This window comes from Bifidobacterium sp. ESL1118, assembly GCF_058505595.1.
This window is the reverse complement of record NZ_CP196371.1, coordinates 578,291-604,869: the sequence shown is the minus strand read 5'-3', so window position 1 is coordinate 604,869 and position 26,579 is coordinate 578,291. Positions and strand designations below refer to the sequence as shown.

At 55.5% G+C, this 26,579-nt stretch carries 22 protein-coding genes; 3 read left to right on the top strand and 19 right to left on the bottom strand.

From position 1 onward, the window contains the following. Nucleotides 1-191: 191 nt before the first annotated feature. From tuf to ACSYSS_RS02380, 5 genes are all read right to left on the bottom strand, one after another. The gene (gene tuf, locus ACSYSS_RS02400) at nt 192-1,391 is read right to left on the bottom strand and encodes an elongation factor Tu (protein WP_491703903.1); all 1,200 of its coding nucleotides are present in this window, start codon (nt 1,389-1,391) and stop codon (nt 192-194) included. A gap of 159 nt (nt 1,392-1,550) precedes the next feature. Beyond that, complete coding sequence (fusA, locus tag ACSYSS_RS02395; protein ID WP_491703902.1) at nt 1,551-3,680, bottom strand: elongation factor G; 2,130 nt, start codon at nt 3,678-3,680, stop codon at nt 1,551-1,553. 39 nt (nt 3,681-3,719) lie between these two features. After that, nucleotides 3,720-4,190 carry a 30S ribosomal protein S7 gene (gene rpsG / locus ACSYSS_RS02390; protein ID WP_044087154.1) on the bottom strand — a complete coding sequence of 157 codons (471 nt, stop codon included), beginning with the start codon at nt 4,188-4,190 and terminating at the stop codon, nt 3,720-3,722. A 2-nt stretch (nt 4,191-4,192) separates the two neighbouring features. Beyond that, nucleotides 4,193-4,564 (bottom strand): 30S ribosomal protein S12, encoded by a 372-nt coding sequence (gene rpsL / locus ACSYSS_RS02385; protein ID WP_491703901.1) that lies wholly within the window; start codon nt 4,562-4,564, stop codon nt 4,193-4,195. A gap of 267 nt (nt 4,565-4,831) precedes the next feature. Further along, the gene (locus ACSYSS_RS02380; RefSeq protein WP_491703900.1) at nt 4,832-5,587 is read right to left on the bottom strand and encodes a hypothetical protein; all 756 of its coding nucleotides are present in this window, start codon (nt 5,585-5,587) and stop codon (nt 4,832-4,834) included. Between the two features lie 177 nt (nt 5,588-5,764). Here ACSYSS_RS02380 and ACSYSS_RS02375 point away from each other — a divergent pair, with 177 nt between their 5' ends. Further along, complete coding sequence (locus tag ACSYSS_RS02375; protein ID WP_491703899.1) at nt 5,765-7,210, top strand: aldehyde dehydrogenase family protein; 1,446 nt, start codon at nt 5,765-5,767, stop codon at nt 7,208-7,210. A 12-nt stretch (nt 7,211-7,222) separates the two neighbouring features. Here the strand turns inward: ACSYSS_RS02375 and ACSYSS_RS02370 are convergent, their stop codons facing one another. The 10 genes from ACSYSS_RS02370 to miaA all read right to left on the bottom strand — a co-directional run bounded on the left by ACSYSS_RS02370 (nt 7,223) and on the right by miaA (nt 18,659). Continuing rightward, nucleotides 7,223-8,113 (bottom strand): aldo/keto reductase, encoded by an 891-nt coding sequence (locus ACSYSS_RS02370; protein WP_491703898.1) that lies wholly within the window; start codon nt 8,111-8,113, stop codon nt 7,223-7,225. Between the two features lie 117 nt (nt 8,114-8,230). Continuing rightward, on the bottom strand, nt 8,231-9,043 hold the full coding sequence (locus ACSYSS_RS02365) for a TraX family protein (RefSeq protein ID WP_491703897.1): 813 nt from the start codon (nt 9,041-9,043) through the stop codon (nt 8,231-8,233). A gap of 235 nt (nt 9,044-9,278) precedes the next feature. Further along, the gene (locus ACSYSS_RS02360) at nt 9,279-10,277 is read right to left on the bottom strand and encodes a regulatory protein RecX (protein WP_491703896.1); all 999 of its coding nucleotides are present in this window, start codon (nt 10,275-10,277) and stop codon (nt 9,279-9,281) included. Beyond that, a complete protein-coding gene (gene recA / locus ACSYSS_RS02355) occupies nt 10,274-11,437 on the bottom strand; it encodes a recombinase RecA (protein WP_491703895.1) in 1,164 nt (387 codons plus the stop codon). Before recA ends, ACSYSS_RS02360 begins: the two co-directional genes overlap by 4 nt. 331 nt (nt 11,438-11,768) lie before the next feature. After that, nucleotides 11,769-12,002, bottom strand: a complete 234-nt coding sequence (locus ACSYSS_RS02350; RefSeq protein ID WP_491703894.1) for a DUF3046 domain-containing protein — start codon at nt 12,000-12,002, stop codon at nt 11,769-11,771. A gap of 277 nt (nt 12,003-12,279) precedes the next feature. After that, entirely contained in the window at nt 12,280-12,756 is a 477-nt protein-coding gene (locus ACSYSS_RS02345; RefSeq protein ID WP_491704183.1) for a helix-turn-helix domain-containing protein, read from the bottom strand. Between the two features lie 127 nt (nt 12,757-12,883). Beyond that, on the bottom strand, nt 12,884-13,561 hold the full coding sequence (locus ACSYSS_RS02340) for a CinA family protein (RefSeq protein WP_491703893.1): 678 nt from the start codon (nt 13,559-13,561) through the stop codon (nt 12,884-12,886). 56 nt (nt 13,562-13,617) lie between these two features. Next, nucleotides 13,618-14,286, bottom strand: a complete 669-nt coding sequence (gene pgsA, locus ACSYSS_RS02335) for a CDP-diacylglycerol--glycerol-3-phosphate 3-phosphatidyltransferase (RefSeq protein WP_491703892.1) — start codon at nt 14,284-14,286, stop codon at nt 13,618-13,620. Between the two features lie 134 nt (nt 14,287-14,420). Then, nucleotides 14,421-17,381 carry an FtsK/SpoIIIE family DNA translocase gene (locus tag ACSYSS_RS02330; protein ID WP_491703891.1) on the bottom strand — a complete coding sequence of 987 codons (2,961 nt, stop codon included), beginning with the start codon at nt 17,379-17,381 and terminating at the stop codon, nt 14,421-14,423. 192 nt (nt 17,382-17,573) lie between these two features. Beyond that, nucleotides 17,574-18,659 carry a tRNA (adenosine(37)-N6)-dimethylallyltransferase MiaA gene (gene miaA, locus ACSYSS_RS02325; RefSeq protein ID WP_491703890.1) on the bottom strand — a complete coding sequence of 362 codons (1,086 nt, stop codon included), beginning with the start codon at nt 18,657-18,659 and terminating at the stop codon, nt 17,574-17,576. 211 nt (nt 18,660-18,870) lie between these two features. Between miaA and ACSYSS_RS02320 the strand changes: the two genes are divergently transcribed. Beyond that, nucleotides 18,871-19,638, top strand: coding sequence for a GTP pyrophosphokinase (locus ACSYSS_RS02320; protein ID WP_491703889.1), 768 nt, complete (start codon nt 18,871-18,873; stop codon nt 19,636-19,638). 64 nt (nt 19,639-19,702) lie between these two features. On the opposite strand, the gene ACSYSS_RS02315 is transcribed toward ACSYSS_RS02320, so the two are convergent. Then, complete coding sequence (locus ACSYSS_RS02315) at nt 19,703-20,536, bottom strand: aldo/keto reductase (protein WP_491703888.1); 834 nt, start codon at nt 20,534-20,536, stop codon at nt 19,703-19,705. A gap of 174 nt (nt 20,537-20,710) precedes the next feature. On the opposite strand from ACSYSS_RS02315, the gene ACSYSS_RS02310 reads away from it, so the two are divergent. Then, nucleotides 20,711-21,616 (top strand): Bax inhibitor-1/YccA family protein, encoded by a 906-nt coding sequence (locus ACSYSS_RS02310; RefSeq protein WP_491703887.1) that lies wholly within the window; start codon nt 20,711-20,713, stop codon nt 21,614-21,616. Nucleotides 21,617-21,718: 102 nt separating this feature from the next. On the opposite strand, the gene ACSYSS_RS02305 is transcribed toward ACSYSS_RS02310, so the two are convergent. From ACSYSS_RS02305 to ACSYSS_RS02295, 3 genes are all read right to left on the bottom strand, one after another. Further along, nucleotides 21,719-24,367 (bottom strand): HAD-IC family P-type ATPase, encoded by a 2,649-nt coding sequence (locus ACSYSS_RS02305; protein ID WP_491704182.1) that lies wholly within the window; start codon nt 24,365-24,367, stop codon nt 21,719-21,721. 226 nt (nt 24,368-24,593) lie between these two features. Beyond that, nucleotides 24,594-25,217, bottom strand: coding sequence for a hypothetical protein (locus ACSYSS_RS02300; protein WP_491703886.1), 624 nt, complete (start codon nt 25,215-25,217; stop codon nt 24,594-24,596). A 4-nt stretch (nt 25,218-25,221) separates the two neighbouring features. Further along, nucleotides 25,222-26,520 (bottom strand): class I SAM-dependent RNA methyltransferase, encoded by a 1,299-nt coding sequence (locus ACSYSS_RS02295; RefSeq protein WP_491704181.1) that lies wholly within the window; start codon nt 26,518-26,520, stop codon nt 25,222-25,224. Nucleotides 26,521-26,579: the final 59 nt, after the last annotated feature.

Below are 26,579 nucleotides of genomic sequence, written 5' to 3'. Positions count from 1 at the left end.
TCCGATAAAAGCCTTGTCTATTATGCCATGAAGCATAGAGAAGCCTCACGCACTACCAAAGCGTCACCATATGCCGCAATAGGTAGCACAAGAGGAAGAACCGTATACAAAAAGGGAGCCGACTCCACAAGGAATCGGCTCCCTCAACAGTTAGCCTTAAGCGGCATCACCGTTTTAGCGAATAGCGCTAACTATTCGATGATCTTGGTGACACGGCCTGAACCGACGGTGTGGCCGCCTTCGCGAACTGCGAAGGTGAGGCCCTGCTCCATGGCGATGGGCTGAATAAGCTCAACGGTGAAGGTGGCATGATCTCCGGGCTGAACCATCTCGACGCCTTCCGGCAACGTGATGACGCCGGTGACGTCGGTGGTGCGGAAGTAGAACTGCGGACGATAGTTTGAGAAGAACGGCGAATGACGGCCGCCCTCGTCCTTGGTCAGCACGTAGACTTCGCCCTCGAACTTGGTGTGAGGAGTCACAGTGCCTGGCTTGGCCAGAACCTGGCCACGCTCCACATCGTCGCGGTTGATGCCGCGGAGCAACAGACCGGTGTTGTCACCTGCCTGAGCCTCATCCATCTGCTTGTGGAAGGTCTCGATGGAAGTGACGGTGGTGCTCTGGGTCGGACGGATGCCGACGATCTCAACGTTGGTGTTGACCGGGAGCTTACCACGCTCGACACGGCCGGTCACCACGGTGCCACGACCGGAGATGGTGAAGACATCCTCGATAGGCATCAGGAACGGCTTGTCAAGGTCGTGAACCGGGGTCGGGATGTAGTCGTCGACGGCATCCATGAGGTCCTTGATGGTCTGGACCCACTTGTCGTGGTCCGGGGCATCGTCGTGCAGTGCGCCGTAAGCGGAGGTGCGGATGACGGGGCAATCGCGGTCGAAACCGTTCTCCTCGAGCAAGTCGCGGACTTCCTCTTCGACGAGCTCGATGAGCTCTTCATCGTCGACCATATCGCACTTGTTGAGCGCGACGAGAATCTTCGGCACGCCTACCTGACGGGCGAGCAGAACGTGCTCACGGGTCTGGGCCATTGGGCCATCGGTGGCGGCAACCACGAGGATTGCACCATCCATCTGAGCTGCACCGGTGATCATGTTCTTCACGAAGTCGGCGTGGCCGGGGCAGTCCACGTGAGCATAGTGACGCTTTGCGGTCTGATACTCGATGTGGGCGATGTTGATGGTGATGCCGCGCTGCTTCTCTTCAGGTGCGGCGTCGATCTGATCGAAGTCATACTCCGGGTTGAGATCGGGATACTCTTCGTGCAGCACCTTGGAGATGGCCGCGGTCAGGGTTGTCTTACCGTGATCGACGTGGCCGATGGTGCCGATGTTAACGTGCGGCTTAGTCCGCTCGTACTTTTCCTTTGCCATTTGTTGTCCTCCTGGACGTTTCGGGCCAACCTCTGCTTTCAGCCTGGTTGGCACCAGTTTACTGGGTTTCTGGGTTACTCGCCACACAGTGCCCGAACCCAGTCAGCGCTAGAAAAGTCTAGCGTAGACTGGGGACACGGCACACGCATGGCTACGTTGTTATTCGCCGCGCTGAGCCTTGATGATATCGTCCGAAATGCTCTTGGGCACCTCGGCGTATGAATCCATCTGCATGGAGAAGGAGCCACGGCCCTGCGTCTTGCTGCGCAGCTCGCCGATATAGCCGAACATCTCGCTCAACGGTACCTTGGCGTCGATGACTTTGACACCTGCGGCGTCGCGCATCTCCTGGATGTTGCCACGTCTGGAGTTGATGTCTCCCATGACGTCGCCCATATACTCCTCAGGAGTGTGGATTTCGACGGCCATGATGGGCTCCAGAATGACCGGATTGGCCTTGGGGGCAGCGGTCTTGAAGCACATCGAACCGGCAATCTTGAACGCAAGCTCGGAAGAATCCACATCGTGTGTCTGACCATCGGTGACGGTGGCCTTGACGCCCACGACAGGGAAGCCGGCCAAAATGCCCGACTCCATGGCCTCCTGCACACCTTGATCGATCGAAGGAATGAATTCCTTGCCGATGTGACCGCCGGTGACCTCGTTCTCGAACTCGTAGTTCTCGCCCTCTTCGGTGTTGAGGGGCTCAAAGTTCATGAGCACCTTCGCGAACTGGCCGGAACCACCCGTCTGCTTCTTGTGGGTGTATTCCTGGTTCATGACGGGCTTGCGAATGGTCTCGCGGTAGGCCACCTGCGGGTTGCCCACGTTGCACTCCACCTTGAACTCGCGGCGCATACGGTCGACGATGATGTCGAGCTGAAGCTCGCCCATGCCGGCAATCAGCGTCTGGCCGCTCTCCTGGTCTGTGGTGACCTGGAAGGTCGGGTCCTCGTCGGCGAGCTTGGCAAGCGCCAGGCTCATCTTCTCCTGGTCGGCCTTGGTCTTGGGCTCCACGGCCACCTGGATCACAGGATCCGGGAACGTCATGGACTCCAAGGAGATCGGGGCTTTCTCATCGCAGAGCGTGTCGCCGGTGGATACGTTCTTCAAACCGACGAGCGTGTAGATGTTGCCGGCCTCTGCAGCGTCAACCGGGTTCTCCTTGTCGGCATGCATCTGGAAGATCTTACCGATGCGTTCCTTCTTGTCCTTGGTGGAGTCGAGCACCGTGTCGCCGGGCTTAACCGAACCGGAGTAGACACGCACGAACACGAGCTTGCCATAGAACGGGTGGGTGGAGATCTTGAAGACCAGCGCGGCGAACGGATCGCTCATCACAGGCTTACGATCGATTTCCTTGGACTCGTCAGCGGGGTCAAAACCGACGATGGCCGGCACGTCCTCGGGGCTCGGAAGGTAATCCACCACGGCATCGAGCATGGGCTGAATGCCCTTGTCCTTGAACGCCGAGCCACAGAGCACCGGGTAGGCCCTGCGCTCGATGGTGAGCTGACGGATGCCAGCGCGAATTTCATCGTCAGTCAATTCGCCGGACTCGAGGTACTTCTCCGTGAGATCGTCGTTGGCCTCAGCCGCCTGATCGACGAGCGTGGCACGGTATTCAACAGCCTTGTCCTTCAAGTCGTCAGGGATGTCGACGGTGTCGTAGTGGGCACCAAGGTCACCGGAGACGTCCTTCCAGACGTAGGCTTTCATACGAATCAAATCGACCACACCGAGGAAGTCGTTCTCAGCGCCGATGGGCAACTGCACGACCAACGGAGTGGCTCCGAGCTTCTTCTTGATGGTATCGACGGAGTAGTAGAAGTCTGCGCCAAGCTTATCCATCTTGTTGATGAAGCAGATGCGGGGCACGCCGTACTTGTCGGCTTGGCGCCACACTGTCTCGGACTGAGGCTCCACGCCTTCCTTGCCATCAAAGACCGCGACTGCGCCATCGAGCACGCGCAGCGAACGCTCCACCTCGGCCGTGAAGTCCACGTGGCCGGGGGTGTCGATGATGTTGACCTGGAACTTCTGCTCCGGGTCATGGGTCTGGCGGTTCCAGAAGCAAGTGGTTGCCGCGGACTGAATGGTGATACCGCGCTCCTGCTCCTGAGCCATGAAGTCCATGGTGGAGGCGCCGTCGTGGGTCTCGCCGATCTTGTAGTTCTTGCCGGTGTAGTAGAGAATTCGCTCCGTCACCGTTGTCTTGCCGGCATCAATGTGAGCCATGATACCGATGTTACGGACCTCGTTGAGGTCGCTGAGCACATCAAGTGCCATAAATGTTCCTTACGCTTCCCTTGTATACGATACTTGCGATTACCAGCGGTAATGGGCGAAGGCCTTGTTGGCCTCAGCCATCTTGTGGGTATCCTCACGACGCTTGACGGAAGCGCCAAGGCCGTTGGAGGCATCGAGAATCTCATTGGCGAGCCTCTCGGCCATGGTTTTCTCACGACGCTTGCGGGAGAAGTCCGTGAGCCAGCGAAGGCTCAGCGCATTCGCACGGTTCGGCTTGACCTCGACCGGCACCTGATAGGTGGCGCCGCCGACTCGACGGCTACGCACCTCAAGGCTCGGGCGAATGTTGTCCAGGGCGCGCTTCAACACGCTCACCGGCTCCTGATCCGTCTTCTCCTTGACGATGTCAAGGGCGGAGTAGACGATGCCTTCTGCGATGGACTTCTTGCCATCGAGTAGAATCTTGTTGATCAGCTGCGTGACGACGAGTGAACCGTAGATCGGATCGGGAAGCAACTGACGTTTTTTGGATGGTCCTTTACGTGACATGCTTACTTGGCCTTCTTTGCTCCGTACAGGGAACGACCCTGCTTACGATCCTTGACACCCTGGGTATCGAGCGCACCGCGCACGATGTGGTAACGCACACCAGGCAGATCCTTGACACGGCCACCACGCACGAGCACAATGGAGTGCTCCTGCAGGTTGTGACCTTCGCCAGGGATGTAGGCGGTGACTTCGATGCCCGAGCTCAGGCGCACACGAGCGACCTTACGCAGAGCCGAATTCGGCTTCTTCGGGGTGGTGGTATAAACACGGGTGCACACGCCACGACGCAGCGGGCTTCCCTTCATTGCCAGGGTCTTCGACTTCTTGACCTTGGTCTTACGTCCTTTGCGGACCAGTTGTTCTATTGTAGGCAACCTATTTCTCCGATTCGTTGATTTGAATCCTTAATTGGTGAAGCCGCAACCGTGCAGCCCCTCCGACGAATCGGTAAAGCAGCCCAGTCCACCGGCCCGATGGCCCTTCGCCCTCCGCTACCGCATTACTGCAGCACTTTCACTGAGTTCCGGGATATCCCAATGCCCACGTCTATTACATAAGACATGCCATTGGCACATACATATAATAATTATACCGCGAAGCCGGACAAACCACGCGGTATCGATAAGCTTTCAGCCAGGGCCTCAGCGGGAAGAAGGAACGCCCATGCCAGGACCGGAGACGTATACATTGTTCGGCCGACCAGCCGCCCTGTTGCTCGCATTGTAATTGGAGTGCTCCTGAGCCCATTCCTCGTAGGCTTCCTGCTCTTCTTTGATGCGCTTCTCCTCAGCCCAGCGCCTGGCTTCGATTCTGCGACCGGAGGCACAATATATGAGGAGGCAGACCAGCGCGAGCGCAATCAACAGATCCAGCACTATGTGGTAGAAGTCCTTGACCATGTAATAGTTCGAGGCATCGGCAATGCGATAGGTGCCGGAGAAGAAGCTGTTATACCCCCGAATCCTGGACACCGGTGCGAAATACAGACGCCACTGTATAAACACCCAACACAGCAAGTAGACACCAAGGAACCACGAGCCCACACGACTATTGACGATGAAGAACACCAACACCGCCAGGTAGACCAGCATGAACAGGCCGTCGATCGGCTCACCACCCACCGAGGCGAACGCCGAAACCACGATCTTCTTGCCGCCCATGGTGAGGCCCGTCATATCGAGTGCATACCACAGCAACAGCAGCACACAGGCCGCCACGGCGACCCACTTAGAGACAATCATGCGTCGCCTAGGCGCATCAGAAGCATCGTAATTCTGATTCATAGCGTTGCCGTTATTCACACTCGGGCCTGAATCAACCATGCGACTAAATTCCTGTGTCGGCTCGGTATCCTGAATCCCATTCGGCTGCCCGCCGTTCCCTGTTGCATCTGCCATCACACTACCAGACCTTCCGACATATGCTTATCTGAAGCAAAACACACAACATATAATTGTATAAAACATTATTAGTATACGACGAAGCTTATATACCTATCTCGTCTCACACCCTTCTCGCATACGGGAATTATCAAATTCAAATTTAAACAGGCAAATCAGAGTAATGTTGCGGCTATGAATAATTCCAACAACGAAAAGAAGGAATGCGTAGCAGCATCGCTAAACGACACCTTTTCAAACGGTCATACGTTACCCTTGGCTTGGAGAAAGCAACAACTGCAACGGATGAGACGTATGTTGGAAGAACAGCGCGGCGAGATAGAACAGGCCGTCCGGCTTGACTTAGGTAAACCGGCCGCCGAAACATCACTCATGGAAATCAAGCTGGTACTCGACGAAATCAAATTCGTGCTGCCTCGCATCAGGCAGTGGGCTGCATTCAAGCCGAAGATAATGCCGCTGCTCATGCAACCGTCTACAAGCTGGACTGTAGCACAGCCTGTGGGTGTGACGCTGATTATCTCACCTTGGAACTACCCGATCCTGCTGAGCCTGGAACCCATGGTCGATGCCATAGCAGCCGGCTGCTGCGTGTGCCTGAAACCTTCGGAACTCTCGCCTCACACAAGCGGGCTATTACATACGCTCATCGGCAAATACCTCGACAACCGTGCTGTCTACGTGATTGAAGGCGGAGCGGATGAAACCACCAACCTGTTGGAGCAGCATTTTGACCACATCTTTTATACAGGCGGCGAACGGGTCGGAAAAATCGTCATGAGGGCGGCGGCGGAGCATCTGACACCCGTAACACTCGAGCTAGGCGGCAAGTCCCCGGTGTTTGTGGACTCAAGCGCCGACCTCAAGGTGGCCGCAGGACGCATCGCATGGGGCAGATTCAGCAACGCCGGGCAGACCTGCGTGGCACCGGACTACGTGCTCGCCACACCGAGTGTGGCCGATCGGCTTGGCGAGCTTGTCCATGAGGAGACTCGGCGGTTCTTCGGCGACAATCCAGAGAAATCATCAAGCTACGGGCGCATCATCAACGAACGTCAATTCGACAGACTCACCAATTTGCTGGAAGATGGCGGCGGCGCACAAACCGAACAAACAACACAAACCGAACAAGCGGATGCTCAATACCAAATAACAACGCCAAGGCAGGCGCAAGGGTGTGATAGGTCCAAACTCTACATACCCCCGACCGTCATTATGAACCCCGACCCAGATTCGCCGGTGATGCAAGAGGAGATCTTTGGCCCGATACTACCGATAGTGACCGTGCCCAACGTCGCAGCCGCCATCAATTTCATCAATAGCAGACCTCGCCCACTGGCATTGTATGTGTTCAGCCGAAACCGCAAAGTACGCCAACTGTTTGAACAGCGGACACAGTCTGGGACGCTCGGCTTCAACCTTCCGCTCGGACATCTGCTTTCCAGCCGTCTGCCTTTTGGAGGCATCGGAGCCTCGGGCATGGGAGCTTACCATGGTAAGGCAGGTTTCCTGTGCTTCAGCCATATCAGGCCGATAACATGGAAACCCGAACACCCCGATACGCTGAGGCTAGCCTACCCGCCCTACGGCAAGGTGACAAGGTCACTTGGACGGCTTTGACCCGGTAAAGACTCACGCCTCTTCGTGGAAACGGGAATCGAACCCCCACACACTACCCTGCGGATTGTCGAGGGCAGCGAGGCTGCGCACGTCATCACTGTCAAGGGCAAACGAATCGACATTGAGATTGGCTTCCTGCCGCGTTTTATTGGAGGACTTCGGGATGGCCACATCGCCAGTCTGCTCATGCCAGCGTAGAATCACCTCCACCGGGCTCACACCATACTTGCCTGCTATTGCAGTGATGGTGGGGTCTTTGAGCATCTCTCCCGCTCTGCCCAGCGGACTCCAAGCCTCGGTGATGATGCCGTGGGCATTGTCATACTCCATCTGTTTCTTACGCTGGTAATACGGATGGCGCTCAATCTGATTGACCTCCGGCATCACGCCAGTGGCGCGCCAGATGCGTTCGATGTGCCCTGGTAGGAAGTTGGATACGCCGATATGATGCACCATTCCGTCCTTGCGTGCATCGACCAATGCCTGCCAAGCCTCCACATACTGGCCCTGCGACGGGTTTGGCCAATGAATGAGATAGAGGTCGATGTAATCCAGTCCCATACGGGCCACACTCTCCTCAATGGCCACACGAGCCTGGGCATAGCCCTGATGACGACCGGGCAGCTTTGACGTGACGATTGCCTCTTCACGCGGCACGCCGGAGGTACGCACAGCCTTGCCCACAATTCCTTCATTCTCATAGTTGTAGGCGCTGTCAATCAGCCGATACCCCACATTCATGGCCGAAATGACGGTATCTACACCATCGTTGCCACCCAGCATGTAAGTCCCAAAACCCGTGGCTGGCAGGACAAACCCACTGTAGGCCGTACGCAGTCCGGTCGGACCGTCCACCTTCACCGATATATCAGTGCTGTTGACTGTATTGCTGCTTCCTGCCACAATCACTCCGTTTCTCAATGTTCAACGATAGTTCCACAATACAATATGCTACTTAGGTATTTAGGTATACTGCCAGCGACGAAACCGATTTCCAGACAATCCTGCGACAGCCCAAGCCTACAAGGCAGCGGCGATGAGGTAGAGAACAACGATGTGAGCCGGGTAGAAGATGTAGAAGAAGTACTTATCCCCATGGCCCTTCTTCCCGTTATAGAGAAGAATCGGGATAATGGCGAATATCATAATCCACTGCGTCATGCCCATGACCGCATAAATAACCGCACACACTGCAATTGCTGCGCATTGCAACCAACGGTTGTTTCGCAAGACATACATGACGGGAATCAGCAACACCATCAACGTGTTCTCCGCATAAAGAATACCAGGCGTAAAAGCCAAGACGACTGAAAGCACCCAACCAGGAACCGCGCCGGAAACGACTTGGCCACTCAACACAGCGGGAATCAGGGAAAGCACAAATGGCAGGACAAACAGCAGCACACCCAACCCAATATGTTTGGCCCTCTCGCTGTGGGCACTGGCCTGGAACTGATCCACTGCAGCCATAAACACGGCACCGATGAACAGGTCGCGGAAGATGTTGTTAGTCAACTGTACTTTGTCCATAGGCACAACGCGCTGCAGGCCGTCCATAAGCAACGACATCAGCACCATGCAGACGTAAAGCCGCCAAGTATATGTGCGTTTGCTGTGGGTATGGGAAAAACCGACGACACTGACGAAGAAGAACAATGTAGCAACTGGCCTGCCAAACCAATCGAGCCACGCCGGCGCGCCAAACGGATTGAACATCTGATGCACATGGTCCACAACCATGAGCACGATGCCGATCATTTTGATGGCAAATGTGCTTAGACCGAAACCCGGAATGAGGCTGTGTTCCTCCGGTTGGTTCTTCGAAGCCTGCATATTTGATGCTGAGTTTGGTGCATTCGGCACAACTACGGAAGCATTGGAGGTTGCCGCCACAGTTTGAACAGAAGAAGTTAATGGTAATGAAGAAGTGGTTCCTTCGGTCATATTCGAATCATCGCTTTCTGCATCCATAAAATACCTTGTAGGAAAATGCAATACACAACAGTAGCGGCAATATGAAAATCAGAAAATCCTCCAGAAGGATGAATTAGCGTTCCATTCGAGCCAATCACGAAGACATGTCAAACAACTCATGCGCCACCGCTCGCAAAGTTTCCGGACTGTGGCCTTTCCTTCCACCAGCACTCCAGAAACGGCGTCTACGCACCTCCGGGTCAAGTCCTTGCGTCTTGGATGCCACCTTACGCCCTAGTTCCCAAGCCGCATCCTCGAACAGGCCCTGTTCTTCGGCTTGCCGCAGGAGGTCTTTGGAAATGCTCTCATCAGCATCCTTACGATGCATCTCCTGAAGTGTGCCACGAGCTCCAAGCTGACGCGATAGACAAGAACGGATCAACGATTGTGCGTATGCCTCGTCGTCAATCAGATGCAGTTCAACCAGTCGATCTGCGACTTTCATGGATACCGCCTCACCGTACCCTTTGGCAATCAACCGTTTTCTCAGCCCCAAGGATGATTTTGCCGCTGCATCCAGCAAACTCAGTGCTGCTTCACGGCATGCATCGAAATCATCAGGGTCATCGGGCACTCGCAACACAGGACCGCCAGAACGATGCCTCCGTCTTCTGCGACCAGCGCCGCCTCTACCCCAAGTACGACCGCCTCTATGCTGTCCTTTGCCGTTTCCACCTGACACAGAGGTCCATCCGACATCCTCATCGCTCAGACTCCCGCCGAACCCACTCGTATACGGACTGGAAACGGGCACCGCATGCGTCGGTGCCAACCTGTGTGAACGATGGTGTTGTTTGGAATGCACATGCGCATCGACATCATCCGGCCTGACGGAATGCGAACGATTTCGCCCATCGTCAAGATGCTCGAGTTGTCTCGATTGAGCAGCAGATCCAGCGGCACCCGACTCAATAGAATCCACAGTTCCCTGCAATGCGTTAGCGATATCATGCGCTGAATCGCCACTAAATTCTCGGTTGGACTCAGTCGCAGCATCGGAGTTCCCGAGGGATTCCCGATGCTCCAGCTGCACTCCCAAACCATCATCCCCACGTGACGATCGCCGTTGCAGAAACGCCTTGGCATCAATCATGACTGATTGGCGTCAGCACCAGCATCGTCTGCCGAAGATTTCGAAGCAGCCACTTGCCCGTCGGCTTCGCCTTCCTCACTTTCAGTAGGCTCGCTGTCATCTGGTTCCACACCAAATTTGACCTTGACCTTATGTTCAATCTCCTCACTGATGGCAGGGTTATCTTTAAGAAACGCGCGAACATTCTCGCGCCCTTGACCCAACTGATCACCCTCATAAGTGAACCATGAACCCGACTTCTTGACCACATCACATTGCAGCGCCATATCGAGAATGGACCCCTCCTTGGATATGCCCTCTCCGTACAGGATGTCGAACTCGGCAAACTTGAAGGGCGGGGCCATCTTGTTCTTCACAACCTTGACCTTCGTGCGATTGCCCACAGCTTCGTCACCATTCTTGATGGTCTGAATCTTACGAATATCAAGACGCACCGAGGCATAGAATTTGAGGGCCTTGCCTCCTGTTGTGGTCTCGGGGCTACCAAAGAACACACCAATCTTCTCACGCAGCTGGTTGATGAAAATGGCGGTGGTGCCAGACTGGGCAAGGGCACCGGTCATTTTGCGCAGCGCCTGACTCATCAGCCTGGCCTGCAGACCGACATGGCTATCTCCCATCTCGCCTTCAATTTCGGCCTTCGGCACCAGCGCCGCCACCGAATCGATGACGATAATGTCGAGTGCGCCAGAGCGCACCAACATATCCGCAATTTCCAATGCCTGCTCACCATTGTCGGGCTGGGAGATGATTAGGGAATCCGTATCGACACCAAGATGCTTGGCATATACAGGATCAAGCGCATGCTCGGCATCAATGTAGGCAGCTACCCCGCCAGCCTTCTGAGCTTCTGCAACAGCATGCAGGGCCAATGTTGTCTTACCGGAAGACTCCGGACCGAAAATCTCAACGATTCTGCCACGTGGCAGGCCGCCAATACCCAGTGCAAGATCAAGTGCCAAGGAACCTGTGGGTATGACCTCAACATCTTGCGCCGGCTTGTCTCCAAGCCTCATGGCTGATCCCTTGCCAAAGTTCTTCTCCACCTGCTTAAGTGCAGTATCAAGAGCGGCCTGGCGCCGCGGGTCAATGGTGCCTGGCGTCTCATTATTGGTTTTCAGGTTCTGCACCGGCCCCTTAGTGGTCTTTGACTGTGCCATACGTTCTCCTTAAATCCGAAATCACCTATGTCTCCACGGTACTGGCCCACAACCATACGGCGTAACTCTGGCGAGATGATGTGGTCGAACGCTCGCCGTTCCAACACGCCTGAGGAACGCTAAGTCTATAGCCAAGCCAAACATTCCCATACCGTTACAATATATATCATCATAAGACCTAATACGAACATTTGTTCGAATGCACGGCGTGCCGAGATAACGAACATGTCGAAGCATTTTAAAACGTTCGGTCATCCTAAAAACCTCGACAAAAGTCAGCGATATAGAACCAGACGCAGGTCATGCAAAATCATAAAACTGGAAGAATCCACTACTTTGCAGGCATAGGCGGCGCAACGTGATTCTTTCCCCAGCGCTTGGAATCGGGAATCTGCAACTGATCACAGAGCACGTTCCACACCACGCGCGGCTCCTCGCCGGCATCGAGCGCATCCACCACACACATGTTTGCAAGCCTTGGCATTGCTAGATCACGAGCCACACTGCGGCCATAGGTACGTCCAAGCACCTCGTCCAAAAGTTCCCAGAATTCCCGTTCAGTCATCGACACCCCGCGAATCTCCCGCCATCATCATTCCACGTACCTCTGTTGCGCCACAGAACCTTCATCTAGACCAAGACAGGCGATGGAATCGTGGCGCAGGCTCTTTGCTGCGCCGCAGAAGCATCAATCGATGCAGCCTCAATGATGGAATTGCGGCACACTCGTTTGTCTGCGCCACAATATCAACATCTGCAATATGAAGCCTTCACACACAAGGAAAGGCCACCGATGGAAATCCATCGACGGCCTCGTCTTGAGCATCCTGATCAAAACCATGTCACGCGGCCACGGAATCAAGATAGTCCGCAACCATACGGAGCATCTGAGAGGTGCTCAAACCAAGTGATTCCGAAATGGAAGCCAGCAATTCGGAGCTAGCCTCCTTCTGCCCACGTTCCACTTCAGAAAGGTAACCCAGAGAAACACCGGCCTTTTCACTGACTTCACGCAATGTCTTATGACTGTTTGTACGCAAGTCGCGTAGCACATGTCCTATGGCTCCACGCAACGAAACAGTGTGCGTCTCCTCTGTTTCCCCTTTACGAACCGAAGCGACGGCGCGCTGTCTTGGCTGCTCGACATCCTCCTGCTCCCACATCTTGTTGAGCGCAGCCTGGCGCTTGTCTTTTGCCCTCTTTGCCTCACGGGCCTTAATCACCTGCTGCTGTGCAAACATCACAGCCTTGCGCTGCGCAGGCGTTAATTCGGAAGTCCTCGCCGGGCTTTGCCGAGTCATCCCGGCAACCAAACCCATACCTGCCTGCTGACGAATCTCCTCTTCAGTGTGTTCACGCGTACGTGTCATTGTATGTTCCATACCTATTCACCCCACATCCCTATTTGCTTGTGCACTCATTTATATCAATAGCTGAAAGCCAGAATTATTCCGTCAGAGAGTGTGTGAGACTCATCACTGTTCGTAAAACCGACTGAACCGTCAATCCGCGCACAGCGTCTCGTGAACCGGAGAATCGGAATTCAAACGCCTCACTGCCCCACCGGTAATCATTCGCCCCTTCCAAGGCAGAACCCTCAGCAAGACTCGAATCGGAGTTTGCATCGGGAGCACCACAAGCCGCATTGGAATACCGCTGATTCAACGGCGTGAAACGCTCCATGGCACTGCCTACGAATACATGCTCAGGCAAGGCAACACCTACATAAACCAGACCAGCGGGTTTGCCCTCACTGGGCCCCGGGCCTGCCACGCCTGTAGTGGAGAGCCCCATAATACGGCCATGGTAACTCGGCTGATTATACAGCAAGGCAGCGCCCTCAGCCATCTGCCTGGCAACCTGAGAATGCACAGCACCTTCAAGCTCGAGCAAATCGGAATCCACGTTCAGAACAGAGGATTTGGCATGAATATCATATGTGACGGCCGATCCTAGAAAAACATTGGAAGCGCCGGGAATACGCACGAATGCATCCGACAGCAGTCCACCGGTAAGAGACTCAGAAAGAGCGATTTTAAGATCACGCTCAGCGGCCCACTGAAGAATAGACGCGGCCAATTCATCTCGGGATTGCTGACTTTCCAGAATATTCGCATAACCCATACGCTTCCGCCTTCCCCTAGGTCAACAGCAAAACCACATTGGGAGTCTCTGCCAGCCTACTGTTTCTTCTCGTTGTTGAAACCCATCGCACTGGTGACATAGATATATCCGGAATACAGGCACAGTATCAACGCAAGAGCGATAACAGCATACGTGGCCCAATAGTAGATGGACAACCACAACGGCATTCCAACACCCAAATTTGGCAGCACACCTGGAATCCTGGAATCTGCAGATATGGCCCAAAGCGGCATAAGCAGCATTCCCAAGCCAACGCATTGGGTAAACGTCTTGTATTTACCTGCCTTGGACGCAGCAATTACCTTGCCGCCATTGTCGATGATGAAGAAACGCATGATTGTAATGCCAATCTCGCGAATCAAAAACAGTGCGGTAACCCACCAACTCAGCTCATGCAACGCGGATGCCACCACAAGCGTGGAACAGATGAGCAGCTTGTCGGCTATCGGGTCCATAAGCTTTCCAAGCTCAGTAACCTGGTTGTATTTACGAGCCATCCAACCATCGAGTTTGTCTGTGGAAGCGGCAACGATGAACAACACGGCAGCTGCGAAACGCATCCACACATTCTTGCATCCCCACGATCCCGCAGAGATGTCGAGGCCTATAAAAATCAGGACCAAGAGAATACGTGTGTATGTCACCAAATTCGGGGGGCTGTTCCAACCCTCCAACAAGGAATGATGTTCATCTCGTTGTTTCATACGCTACACTGTATCGCAACTGCAATACCTGCCCAACCGATTGGTACAAAAATAACGATCAGGAAACAATCATCGACCCACTTGATTCCGGAAACCGATACCGAATACGGCAATCTCGCTGGGTAATCCATAATCTAGGCTTCATGACCATTCGATGGCAGTGAACTCGTCTTGCCTTGGATGAAATCTAGCGTTTCCTGCAGCTCATCGGGCTTGACCAACACCTCACGGGCTTTGGAACCCTCCGATGGGCCCACCACGCCACGTGATTCGAGCAGATCCATCATGCGACCCGCCTTGGCGAAGCCGATGCGCAGCTTGCGCTGAAGCATGGACGTGGAGCCGAATTGTGAGGTGATGACGAGCTCGGCTGCCTGGAGCAGCGTGTCCATATCGTCGCCGATCTCCTCCTCGGGATGGGCCTCCTGCTCATCCGCCTTCTTGGCCATCTCCTCGATGTCCTCACGGTACTTTGGCTTGCGCTGACTGCGGGCGAACTCCACCGCCTTGCGAATCTCCGACTCGCCCACCCAGGAGCCCTGCACACGCACCGGTTTGGCAGAGCCCATCGGCAGGAAGAGCGCGTCGCCCTGGCCGATGAGCGTCTCGGCGCCGGTGGTGTCGAGGATGACGCGGGAATCCGTGGCCGAGGACGTGGCAAAAGCCAGGCGCGAGGGAATGTTGGCCTTGATGAGGCCGGTGATGACATCCACCGAAGGACGCTGGGTGGCCAGCACCAAGTGCACGCCTGCGGCGCGAGCCAGCTGGGTGATGCGCTGGATGGAGCTTTCCACGTCGTTCTTGGCCAGCATCATGAGGTCGGCCATCTCGTCGACTACCACGAGGATGTAGGGATACGGTGCCACCTTGCGTTTGCTCCCCGCGGGCGCGTGCACCTTGCCGGCGCGCACGGCCTTGTTGAAATCCTTGATGTGGCGGAAGCCGAAGTATTGCAGGTCATCGTAACGGGCATCCATCTCTTTGACCACCCATTCCAAGGCCTGCGCGGCCTTCTTCGGATCGGTGATGATGGGAGTGAGCAAATGCGGAATGCCGGCGTAGGCCGAAAGTTCCACACGCTTGGGATCGACCATGATCAGGCGCACCTGCTCGGGGGTGGCACGCATGATGATGGAGACCAGCATGGAATTGATGAAGCTGGACTTGCCGGAACCGGTGGCGCCTGCAACCAGAAGATGCGGCATCTTGGTGAGGTCGGCGGTGACGAAGTGACCCTCCACGTCCTTGCCCACGCCGGCGAGCATAGGGTTCGAATCGTTCTGCGCCTTGTCGCTTCGTAGCACGTCACCTAGGTGGACAATCTCACGATCCACGTTCGGAATCTCGATGCCGATGGCGGACTTGCCGGGAATCGGCGAGAGGATGCGCACGTCGGAGCTGGCCACGGCGTAGGCGATGTTGCGCTGGAGATTGGTGATCTTCTCCACCTTGACACCAGGGCCTAGCTCCACCTCGTACTGGGTGACGGACGGACCGCGTAGGAAACCGACCACCTTGGCATCCACATGGAACTGCGCGAATGTGGAAGTCAGAGAGCGTATGACATTGTCGTTGGCCTGGGTGCGGGCGGCGTGAGGCTTTCCACGGACGAGCAGATCCAACGAAGGAAGATGATATTCACCCTCTTCTTGTGTGTCTTCACTACCCCCCGCACCACCGGAGCTGACGGAACCAGTGGAGCCGGATTTTGCAGACATTGCTGCCGCACTGGCGAGCGCAGCTGCATCAAGCGAACCATCATGATCGATTGACGACCAAGGGTCGATTGAAGGGGCAGCAGTGTTTGCACCTGCACCATTCGTCGAGACACCTTGCGTCCGAACGCCGGCGTCGGAGGATTCTGGAAGGCTCTGAACGCCAGCGGGTGCTTCCGGCGTACCTATGACTGCACCTGTATTGACGGTACCCTGACCGACAGCATCCTGACTGATAGCTCCGGTGACAGGATCAACGAGCATCTGTCCACTAGACAATGGTGAACCAAGCACGGAGCTCCCCTGAAGATCCGCGACCCCCTGTACATCGGAAGGTAAGGTATTGGGACTAGCCATGTTAGCGGCTTTGTCGAACGGCTCATCCCCGGCGTATCGGTCAAGTGAGGCGTCTTCGTCATCAACCTTGGCTTTCCAGAGATGCCCAAACAATCGTTTGAACAAGCCCTGCTTGGGTTTACCCGCATCATCTGCCGTCTGCCCGCCCACAGCCGAATCCGCAGACTCCAGAATCTGCGTACCATCAGCGGCAGGCATGACCGTGGTCGAATCAACGCCATCGGATTCATTGTGAGAGGGAACGCCGGGGGCAAAATTCAATGTGGCATCGCCAATGTTGACCTCTGTGGGGAATTGATCGTCCTCGGCATTGGCGGACTGGGTGGCTTCGGGAGCATTACCTGTTTTTTTACTGAACTTCTCGTTGAACCAATCGACCACATCCTGAATGTGCAGACTCGCGATGAGAAGAAACACCGCGAACAGCGCCACAACCACGAAAATGACAATGGCAAACGTCTTGGAAAGCCCCCACGCCAAAGGGGAGCCAACTATGAACCCCACCAGGCCTCCTGCAGCCTGAAGCGTGGCGAGATTGAATCCGTGCTCCGAGGATGCCACCGCGATGTCGATAATGGAGCATATAGACCACAGCAATAAGAGCCAACCGCCGACCGCACGGGAGTTACCCGAACCTTTGCCGGAGTTTCGGAAGAGTTGCACCATGAGGACCACCAGGAGCGCCGGGAGCACCAGACTCATCACGCCGAGCAGGCTGGAGGCAAGTGCATGGAGCCACTGCCCGAGAAAACCGCTGACGCGGAACCATTCCGAAGCACAGAACAGCACAGCGAATATGAGCAGAATAAAGCACCAGCCGTCATTACGGGAATCTGGGTCATAGTCCCCCACACCGAACAATGTGCGCACCAAGTTGCCCAAGCCACGAGGAACAGCAAGCAGAGCCCGTTTCCACCACGGTTCAGCCGATGGCATAATCGTCGTATGTTCGCCGTCAGGAGCGCTACCCCTTGTCCGGGAGCCTGCGGAATTCCTAGGTTTTGAAGATGCTTTACGTGCCATACTGCAGGTAATTCTACTGCATGGCCCAGTCTGCGCAACGTGACCGGAGCGGAATCAGCATCTCGAAAACGCTGACATGCCTCTTTAGGCCGATTAAAGAAAACGAATCGACTAAAACAGACGAAAACAGCAATATAATCGTCCGTTTCGACCGACCGAGGAAATTCAGCGAGACGAAACCGACATAACCAGTCAGTCGGAGATGCTACCCAGATGGTGGACAGTGTGGGCGCCATTGGCATCAGTCACGGCATCCGAGTGACGGAACTCACCTGCGTCTGCACGAGCAACGATGTTCGCCGCTTGACGCAACAAGTCGGGAGCCAATGCGTCAAGCCAATGGATACGTGGGTCCCTACCGAACCAGCCCATCTGTTTGCGCGCCAAACGTTTGGTTTTCTGCGCAATGTCCGCAAACGCCTCGTCCTGTGTCATCTCGCCGTCGAGAGCACTACAGATCTGGCTATAGCCGAGCGCCCGGGAGGCAGTGGCCCCAAGACACGGACGCAGGCGACGAACCTCATCCACAAAACCTTGTTCACGCATGGATTTGGTACGTTCGTCAATGCGCCGGTCAAGTTCCTCACGAGGCAAGTCCAAACCTATTTGCACAGCAGGCATGATGTACCGATACCGGGGCAACGTGGCAGAATATGGGCGACCCGTGAGCTCGATGACTTCCAGAGCACGGATGGTGCGTCTGGAATTACGAGGATCCATGTGGACGGCAGCCTTGGGATCCTTGCGTTTCAGCTCATCAAAGAGGGCTCCGGCACCTTCTTGTCGACAACGCCTCTCAAGTTCGGCGCGGATGGTGGCATCGGTGCCAGGAAACGAAATATCGTCGATGGCCGCCCGGGCATAGAGACCCGATCCACCCACCAAAATCGGCCGTATGCCTTGGTGCTTCAACTGTACGATTGCTCTTCGCGCCAGAGTCTGGAACCTAGCCGCAGTCATTGACTCATCAGGGTCGATGATGTCGATGAGATGGTGCGCGACAGCCTCCCGCTCTTCTGGCGTGGCCTTCGCAGTGCCGATATTCATGCCACGGTACATTTGGTAGGCATCCGCATTCACGATTTCAGCATTATCGCCAGATGCCACAAAAAGCTGGGCCAAGGCGATTCCCAGACCTGTTTTGCCTGAAGCCGTGGGCCCCACAATAGATACCACAACCGGCGTGTTGGCGCAGCTCGACGAATCCGGCACCACAGGCGAGGTCGACCTTGCGGATGCTCTCGACGTTTCGGACGTTTCCACTCCATTTTGCTTCATACCCGCATGGTAGCTGACGCGCAAGAAACCGCGATGCCCGGGGTTCTATCGAAGAGCCCAGCACCGTTCGTAGAGCTATGCCGTTGAACACGCAGACCCTTGCCCGCAGCTACCGATTCGTTTATCGAACCGATTGCACAGAGGGCGTCGCTCTGCTTCGTTACACCCACTCCATTGCCGCTGACGTACCACTGAGCTATGCTTGGACATCGTGATACTTGACAGACATGAACACATCAATACTTCTGAAATCGAAAGCCGCCTCAGCAAAGTAGCTCTGGAAAACAAGCCATCGTCCACCTTCGAGCCATCGCAAATCGGCGATTTCATCGACATGATGCAGGTCTATGAGGGCGCGATGTACGAAATCAGCACCAAACTCGAGATTTTGGACTCGGAGTTCGACGTGCACTTTGCACACGACCCCATCCACCATATGGAGCGCAGGCTCAAGTCGGTTGATTCCATCATCGGCAAGCTTAAGCGCCGCGGTTTGGAGATGAGCCTCCAGTCCATCAAGGACAACCTCTTCGACATCGCCGGCATTCGCGTCATCTGCAACTATCGCGATGACGTCTACTCCGTGGCCAACTATCTTTCAAGTCAGTCGGACATCCAGGTTCTTCGCATCAAGGACTATATCAAGAACCCGAAGCAGAATGGCTATCGCAGCCTGCACGTCATCTACGCCGTACCCGTGTTCCTTTCCAACGGGGAGCATTACACACCCGTGGAGGTGCAATTTAGAACCATCGCCATGGATTACTGGGCTAGCCTTGAGCATGCCCTGCGCTACAAAACCGACCTACCGGACGACAGGTTTGCGGAACACTCCCAAACCCTGCTCGATTGCGCAAGAAGCCTGCAAAACATCGAAACCCAGATGCAGAACATCCACCGCGATATCAACGGGGCACCGCGTGAGGGCGATGTGCCGCTTCCCAAGAATGGCAAAGAAAGGACATCCACCTCACGTTGACGGATCTCGCCTCGATCGCAATTCGCCTTCGCACAAATCCATGCCGATTCTTCGCAACATTGCTCTAGAAATCGAAGTTATCGGGGTCGGAACCGACTCGCACGCCTGTTTCAAGCGCTGAAACACACCGCATCTGCTCATCGGTGAGCTCGAAGTCGAAGACATCGAAGTTCTGACGGATGCGCTCGGCGTGAGTCGATTTGGGGATGACGACCACACCACGCTGGATGTGCCAACGGATGACCACCTGCGCCGGTGACTTGCCGACTTCACGGGCGATGACTCCGAGCACAGGGTTCGCCAGCAACGAGCCGCCCGTGCCGCCCAACGGACTCCACGCCTCCGCAACGATACCTCGGGAATGCACATCGTCGACAAGCTTCTGGTTGGCAAACTGGGGCGAAGACTCAATTTGATCTGCCGCTGGCGTTTCCAGCCCATCAATCTTCGCCAGCTCGTCAAGATGATGCTGCTGGAAATTGGAGACTCCGATGGCACGGACCCTGCGCTCGGCGTAGAGCTCGCTCATATCCTCCCAAGCCTTCTGCCAACCCTGCGCGGGCCAGTGGATGAGGTAGAGATCAACATAGTCGGTTCCCAAGCGGTCAAGGCTTTCGTAGAACGCTTCTTTCGCCCTGCCGGCACGAATGTCGTCGTTCCAAAGCTTGGTGGTGACGAAAATGTCGTGCCGAGGCACACCGGAACGCCTTATGCCCTCACCGACCGAGGGCTCATTGTCATAGACTTTGGCCGTATCAATGTGTCTATAGCCGCAGCGTAGCGCCACGTCCACGGCATTCGCCGTGACCTCACCGTCGGGCGTTTGAAACACACCGAGCCCAAGCTGGGGAATCTCAATGCCGTTATTCAACTTGATCTGAGGCACCGCTGAAGTCATATTGCCCTCTTTTACCTATCGTTGATGTCTGGAAGCACCATGCTTTAAGCAAGTTCTCTGACATTTCTCAGAATCTCCCGCTACACTGTTTCCATAGTAACGCTTGAGGGCCAGCAACTTGCCACATGAACAATATGGCGTAAGACGGCGCTCGGCACAACCAAGGAGCATAGCATGACTTACAACAATGAGCCACAGAACGGGAACACGCCGTATGACGGTCAGCAGAGCCCCGAACCACAGCAATTCGGTGAGCCCTACGCGCAACCTCGGCAAGGGCAGTATGCCCAGGGCCAAGGCCCATACTACCAGCAAAGTTACGGTCAACAACAATTCGGGGGGCCGCAGTACAGCCAAGGCGGCCCCACCACGACCGTGAACGGGCAGGTCCGATATTCCTATGAGAAGGCGCGCAACACCTCCATCACCAAGGCCTACGGCGAGATGACATTAGGCCTGCTGCTGACTGCAGCGGTGGCACTTATAGGCGACGTGACCGGTCTTTACGCAGCCTTCACCATGGCTACAGGAACCATCGGCTGGATTGTGCTCGCGGTCATACAAATCGGTATTGCCATCTACATGAGCGCACGGCTGATGAAGATCAGCAGCGGCACCGCCCGTGCGCTGTTCTACGGATACGCGGCGCTGACCGGATTCACACTCGGGTCCATCTTCTATGCATACAGCCCCATGACCATCGGCGTGGCGCTGTTGATGAGCGTCGGACTTTTCTTCGTGCTCACGATGCTTTCTCTGACCACCAAAAAGGACATGCTCAAGGCCGGTCCAATACTGCTGGCCGCGCTGCTCGTGCTCATTGTCGGTGAAATCATCCTCATGTTTGTGGCTCCGAGCAACACCGTGCTCATGATTACGGCCGGAATCGGTTTGGCTATTTTCGCGGGGCTGACCATGTACGACGCCCAACAGACCCGGCGGATGTTCGCCCAAGTGCAGTCAACCGGCGACGTGGCTCTGATGGACAAGATTTCAATCATCAGCGCCTTCAACCTGTACTTGGACTTCGTGAACATGTTCCTGTATCTGCTTCAGCTGTTCGGCAGTAACGACAACTGAAACACAGACAACAGAAACAATACAGCCCCCGCATCCATTCGCATTCTCTACGTTTGGATGCGGGGGCTGTTTGCGTTGTTTATAATCCGCTATCTGATGCCACTACTTGGCAGCACGCGGTGATTTTCTCATATGGACAATCAATCGCTCGATGCCAAGGACCGTGATATAAATGACCGCGGCACAAGCCAGCACCAAAGCGAGCACAATCCATTCTTGGGTGGTCTTCGGTAGGGAAAGAGCGAAGAACCTGGCAACGAATGGAATGCACATACCGATGACCCCAGCCACGGCGAAAACGACCACTAAGATGCCTCTCCAGGAATTGAGTGGCCGAGCCACACGTGCCAGTACAAGCACACCCAAGGCAAAAATCACCGTGGCGCAAAGCTGACGCAACATCAACAGCTGATCTGGCTGCTTAAGATTCAATCCGAATGCAGAAGGCAAAATCCACACAGTCAACAACACAGAACTCGCGATGGAGATGCCACCCGGCAGTGCGAAGCGAACCACCCTACCCAGGAAGCCGGGCTTGTACCGACGAGTATTCGGAGCGAGCGCAAGGATGAAGGCAGGAATGCCGATGGTGAGTGCGCCGATATACGTAATGTGGCGCGGCAAATACGGATATGGCACGAATGAAAGGACCACGCCGAGCGAAATCAACGCTGAGTAGACCGTCTTGACAAGGAAGAGGCTCGCCACACGTTCCATATTGGCCATGACCTGTCTGCCCCGGGCTACGACATCGGGCAGATGAGAGAACTTGGAGTCCACCAGCACCACTTGGGCCACGGCCTTCGCGGCGGGAGCCGCATTGCCCATCGCTATGCCGAGGTCCGCCTCTTTGAGCGCCAGCGCATCATTCACACCGTCACCGGTCATGGCAACCACATGATTGCCTAGATGCAGGGCCTGAACGATGGCCTTCTTCTGTTCGGGCAGCACACGGCCAAGCACATCCACGTTCTCAAGCACTGTAGCCAACTGAGCAATATCACTCGGAAGCTTTCGTGCGTCCATCGCCACCGGTTCTCGATCGCCGGTGAGCTTGACCTTGGCTGCTATGGCACCTACCGTGGCGGGATTGTCGCCTGAAATAATACGGCAACGAACATCTTGCTCACGGAACCAAGCCAGCGTCTTTTGAGCATCGTCACGAATGTGCTCCGAACATAGCACCAAGGCAACAGGCTCTGCATCGGCAGACAACACCGGATTGTCAGCAAAACCCTCTGGCCGCACCCCACAAACCTTAGCCAGCAACAGTACACGGTAGCCTTGCTCGGCGTATGCATTGGCTTGAGCAAGTGCCGCATCGACACGGGAACGACATACGGTGGGAATGCCAGCTGCAGCCGCAGCCGCCGTGTTAGAAGCTGTTTCACTCCCCTCAGAGCCACTCCCTTCTGAAAGTGCGGAAAGAATGACCTCTGGGGCGCCCATGTACCAAACCACAGAAGCAGGCAAATCTGAAGGTTGTGTTCGCGCTGATGCATTGTCCATCACAATGGCGCTCCATTTGCGTGCCGACGAGAACGGAATCCGTTGCCAAACACCACCAGCGGCGTACCCCTGCTCGCCGAGTGCTGTAAGCACAGCTTTGCCTGTTGCGTTGGGATTCTCCTCATTCGCCAAGTCGAAAAGCGCCTGGGCCGCATCCTGCTCGCTGACAGCAGTGTGACTACTCGCCCCTTGCGCACCCTGCGTCGATTTGCCAATCGCTGACTGGGAGATTTGCGCCGGCCCACCAAGCAGCTCCAAGCGGTCGAAGACGATGCCGCCATCGGTGATGGTGCCGGTTTTATCGAGATTCAGCGAGTCCACACGAGCCAAGGTCTCCACCGACTCCATCTCCTGAACGAGTGTGTTGTGCCGAGCCAACCGCATGGCTGCGACGGCGAAGTTCAGCGAAGTCAGCAACACCAATCCCTCCGGAATCATGCCGACCACACCGGAGACCGAAGAGACCGTGGCATCGCGCCAAGCGCCTGTGGCGATTGCCTGATTCCAACCGCCGGCCACTCTCATTTGGGAAAAGACCAATAATATGCATAATGGAATGACCAGTACCGTCATCACCTTCAAAATGGTGTTGATGCCCTGGTTCAAGTCCGAAACCGTTTTTTTATACACCTTGGCTTCCGCTGTGAGCTTGGCGGCATACCCCTGCTCGCCGACCGCTGTGACACGCACCAATGCCATGCCCGAAACCGCGGTGGATCCGGAATAGACGCTTTGCCCCTCTTTTTTGCGAACAGTTCGAGACTCCCCCGTGAGCATGGACTCATCCAACTCCAGGCCCCATGTATGAATCACCTCGCCGTCAGCTGGTACCTGCTCACCGGAACGCACCCAAAGCAAATCCCCAAGGACGATCTGATCATGATCGATTTCCTCATTCTTGCCTTCTCGGCGCACCACCGATTCAGACTTGACCAGAATCGAAAGCTTATCGAGGGTGTGCTTGGCTTTGACTTCAGTGAAAATGCCGATGCCGGTATTGATGATGATGACCAGGCCGAACACCGCATCCTTCCATTCACCGGCAAAGAGCACAAGCACCATGGCACCTAAAATAATAGCATTGAACAACGTGAACACATTCTCACGCACGATTTGCCAGAGCGAGCGCGAAGTCTCGGTTTTCACGGCATTCGTATGCCCCGCACTTTGCTGCTCCATCACTTCGGCTGCTGTGAGCCCGCTCTCGCCAACCATCGGAAAGGTGGGCACATTCGTTTGCATGCAATCCGCCCGGTCAGTCGACAATCTGTTAACAGGTTGCACCTGTTCGCTCATACCAATCCCCTTTTACATACCCATAAAACATACCCGCTGAACCACAATACAGAACATTCTAATGTACGCTCGTTCCAACATTCGCCCAGTCAATGCCTCCGACGTAATGACATACAGTGCAACCGAAACCTCGCAGAGCCACGCTGTGGGGCAAGGCAGCCAAAGACATCGTCTATGGTTTGCCATCCCCTGAATCCAACACGACGTTCATGGCGCTCGGGTGCGGATTGTCGTTGATGATCAGCGACAACGCCGCTGACAGTGATCTGCTGTTCCCTGTTGGAGTACTGACGATTTGCAGGGAGGCCGCGAATAGCGTCTGCCCGGGAAGCTGGCTGGCAGGATTGACCAACGCCACAGGCGTGCCAGCGGCGCGGGCCGTTTCAAGCGAAGTCGCCCAAGATTTGGCGTCTGCTGATTGGCCTGAATCAAATGCAGCGTCAAGACCTGGAATTACGACAATACTGACCACACGTTGTGTCAATCCAGTCATATTGGTTACAGCGCTTTGGGCCACACTTTCCTCGGATGCCTTTGACGCATACACCGCTTTGAGCCCAGCATTCTGACAGCTGGCAAGAACCCGCCGATCCAAAGAAGCATCACCCGCACTCAGCACCCCGACGGTGATGTCTGCAAGATCGACTCCATCATGGGTCACATTCGTCTGCGTCGTGCGCGTGTTCCCAACTGCAGCGTTCTTCGGCGTGCACCCACCGACCAACAGCAACGCCGCACAACAACAGATTGCCACCAACAACGCCACAATGTGAGAACGAACCGCGGGCCTATTCATTCTCCTACCTCGGGTTCTTCACAAACGTAGCCACCGTTTCCACGTGATGCGTCATGGGATAGATGTCGAACGCCTGGACATCCTTAAGCAAGTAACCTAACGAGACCAACGTGGCAGTGTCTCGAGCAAGACTCGTGGGGTCACAAGCAACATAGACAATCGTATGGGCACCGGCATCCGCAATCTGATGGCAGACTGCCGACTTGGCGCCGGCACGAGGAGGGTCAAGCAATACCACGTCTGGTTTGGATACTCGAGAAGGCACGTTACGTAAAGCATGTGCCACATCACCCTGTACCACCTGTGCATTGTCGGCCTTGGCCACATGCAGATTGCGCTCCGCACTGCGCACTGCAGTATGGCTTCCCTCAATGCCGAAGACATTGGCATGCGAGAACGTCTGTGCCAACGACAATGTGAACAGACCCGAGCCACAAAACAAGTCCCAAATGGTGGCGGATTGTACGCCGGAAAGCGCCTCGCTGACCTCACGCAGCACGTATTTGACCAGCGTGGCCGGCGCCGAACGGTGCACCTGCCAAAAACCGGAAGCATCGACCGTGAATGGATAGCGTTTACCATCCACATCCACGGCTTCCTTGAGCCGTTTCTCACCGCTGCGCACATGCCCATCGACCTCAATGGCATAATTGCCACCCACCTCATCGACCAACGCCTTGGCAGTGAGCCTTGACGTGTGCACATCACGAGGCTCAGGAACAGCCACACGAATCTGTGTGCCCGGCTCGTATTGGAAGTCCCAGAGGTTATGTTCCGCGGCGACCGCCAAGAGGGCACGTGAGGCAAGGGGCATGGTGGTCAGTCGAACTCGTTTGTGCGAGCCGCGACGACGCATCGAAACATGACCGTTCTCATCGGCCACTAGCTCAATGCGAGTGCGCCAGTGCAGGCCTTGCTCCTCTTCATCCTCATTGAGACGAACCACCTTTACCTCAGGAATGTCGAGATGACCCATACGGTGCATCTGATCGGTGATGACCGCAGATTTCCAACGTATCTGACCGGGCAGCGAAACATGCACCAAATCGGCGCCACCGACCCCGCCGCCTACGCTCAACGGGCCGGCAAGCGGCCAAGCCGGTTGCACACGGTCTTCGCTGGCCTCAAGAACCTCTATGACCTCCCCGGTCCAAAATCTATCTTCACGTTCATGTGGTTCGTCCAGCTCAACCATCACACGCTCGCCTGGCAATGCGAACCGCACGAACACCACGCGCCCATCGATATGGGCCACGCAACGCCCCTGATCCGCATACCGCTCAATCGTCACTTCCGCCTGCATACCGCTCCCATTCATACTGTGCCTGACACGTCGTCACATATCTGCGATGCCGAAGGCCA

Coding starts and splice junctions, on each gene's coding strand:
- tuf (WP_491703903.1), bottom strand. CDS start 1,391: ATGGCAAAGGAAAAGTACGAGCGGACTAAGCCGCACGTTAACATCGGC.
- fusA (WP_491703902.1), bottom strand. CDS start 3,680: ATGGCACTTGATGTGCTCAGCGACCTCAACGAGGTCCGTAACATCGGT.
- rpsG (WP_044087154.1), bottom strand. CDS start 4,190: ATGTCACGTAAAGGACCATCCAAAAAACGTCAGTTGCTTCCCGATCCG.
- ACSYSS_RS02380 (WP_491703900.1), bottom strand. CDS start 5,587: ATGGCAGATGCAACAGGGAACGGCGGGCAGCCGAATGGGATTCAGGAT.
- ACSYSS_RS02375 (WP_491703899.1), top strand. CDS start 5,765: ATGAATAATTCCAACAACGAAAAGAAGGAATGCGTAGCAGCATCGCTA.
- ACSYSS_RS02365 (WP_491703897.1), bottom strand. CDS start 9,043: ATGCAGGCTTCGAAGAACCAACCGGAGGAACACAGCCTCATTCCGGGT.
- ACSYSS_RS02360 (WP_491703896.1), bottom strand. CDS start 10,277: ATGATTGATGCCAAGGCGTTTCTGCAACGGCGATCGTCACGTGGGGAT.
- recA (WP_491703895.1), bottom strand. CDS start 11,437: ATGGCACAGTCAAAGACCACTAAGGGGCCGGTGCAGAACCTGAAAACC.
- ACSYSS_RS02350 (WP_491703894.1), bottom strand. CDS start 12,002: ATGACTGAACGGGAATTCTGGGAACTTTTGGACGAGGTGCTTGGACGT.
- ACSYSS_RS02345 (WP_491704183.1), bottom strand. CDS start 12,756: ATGGGTTTGGTTGCCGGGATGACTCGGCAAAGCCCGGCGAGGACTTCC.
- ACSYSS_RS02340 (WP_491703893.1), bottom strand. CDS start 13,561: ATGGGTTATGCGAATATTCTGGAAAGTCAGCAATCCCGAGATGAATTG.
- pgsA (WP_491703892.1), bottom strand. CDS start 14,286: ATGAAACAACGAGATGAACATCATTCCTTGTTGGAGGGTTGGAACAGC.
- ACSYSS_RS02330 (WP_491703891.1), bottom strand. CDS start 17,381: ATGGCACGTAAAGCATCTTCAAAACCTAGGAATTCCGCAGGCTCCCGG.
- miaA (WP_491703890.1), bottom strand. CDS start 18,659: ATGAAGCAAAATGGAGTGGAAACGTCCGAAACGTCGAGAGCATCCGCA.
- ACSYSS_RS02315 (WP_491703888.1), bottom strand. CDS start 20,536: ATGACTTCAGCGGTGCCTCAGATCAAGTTGAATAACGGCATTGAGATT.
- ACSYSS_RS02310 (WP_491703887.1), top strand. CDS start 20,711: ATGACTTACAACAATGAGCCACAGAACGGGAACACGCCGTATGACGGT.
- ACSYSS_RS02305 (WP_491704182.1), bottom strand. CDS start 24,367: ATGCAAACGAATGTGCCCACCTTTCCGATGGTTGGCGAGAGCGGGCTC.
- ACSYSS_RS02300 (WP_491703886.1), bottom strand. CDS start 25,217: ATGAATAGGCCCGCGGTTCGTTCTCACATTGTGGCGTTGTTGGTGGCA.
- ACSYSS_RS02295 (WP_491704181.1), bottom strand. CDS start 26,520: ATGCAGGCGGAAGTGACGATTGAGCGGTATGCGGATCAGGGGCGTTGC.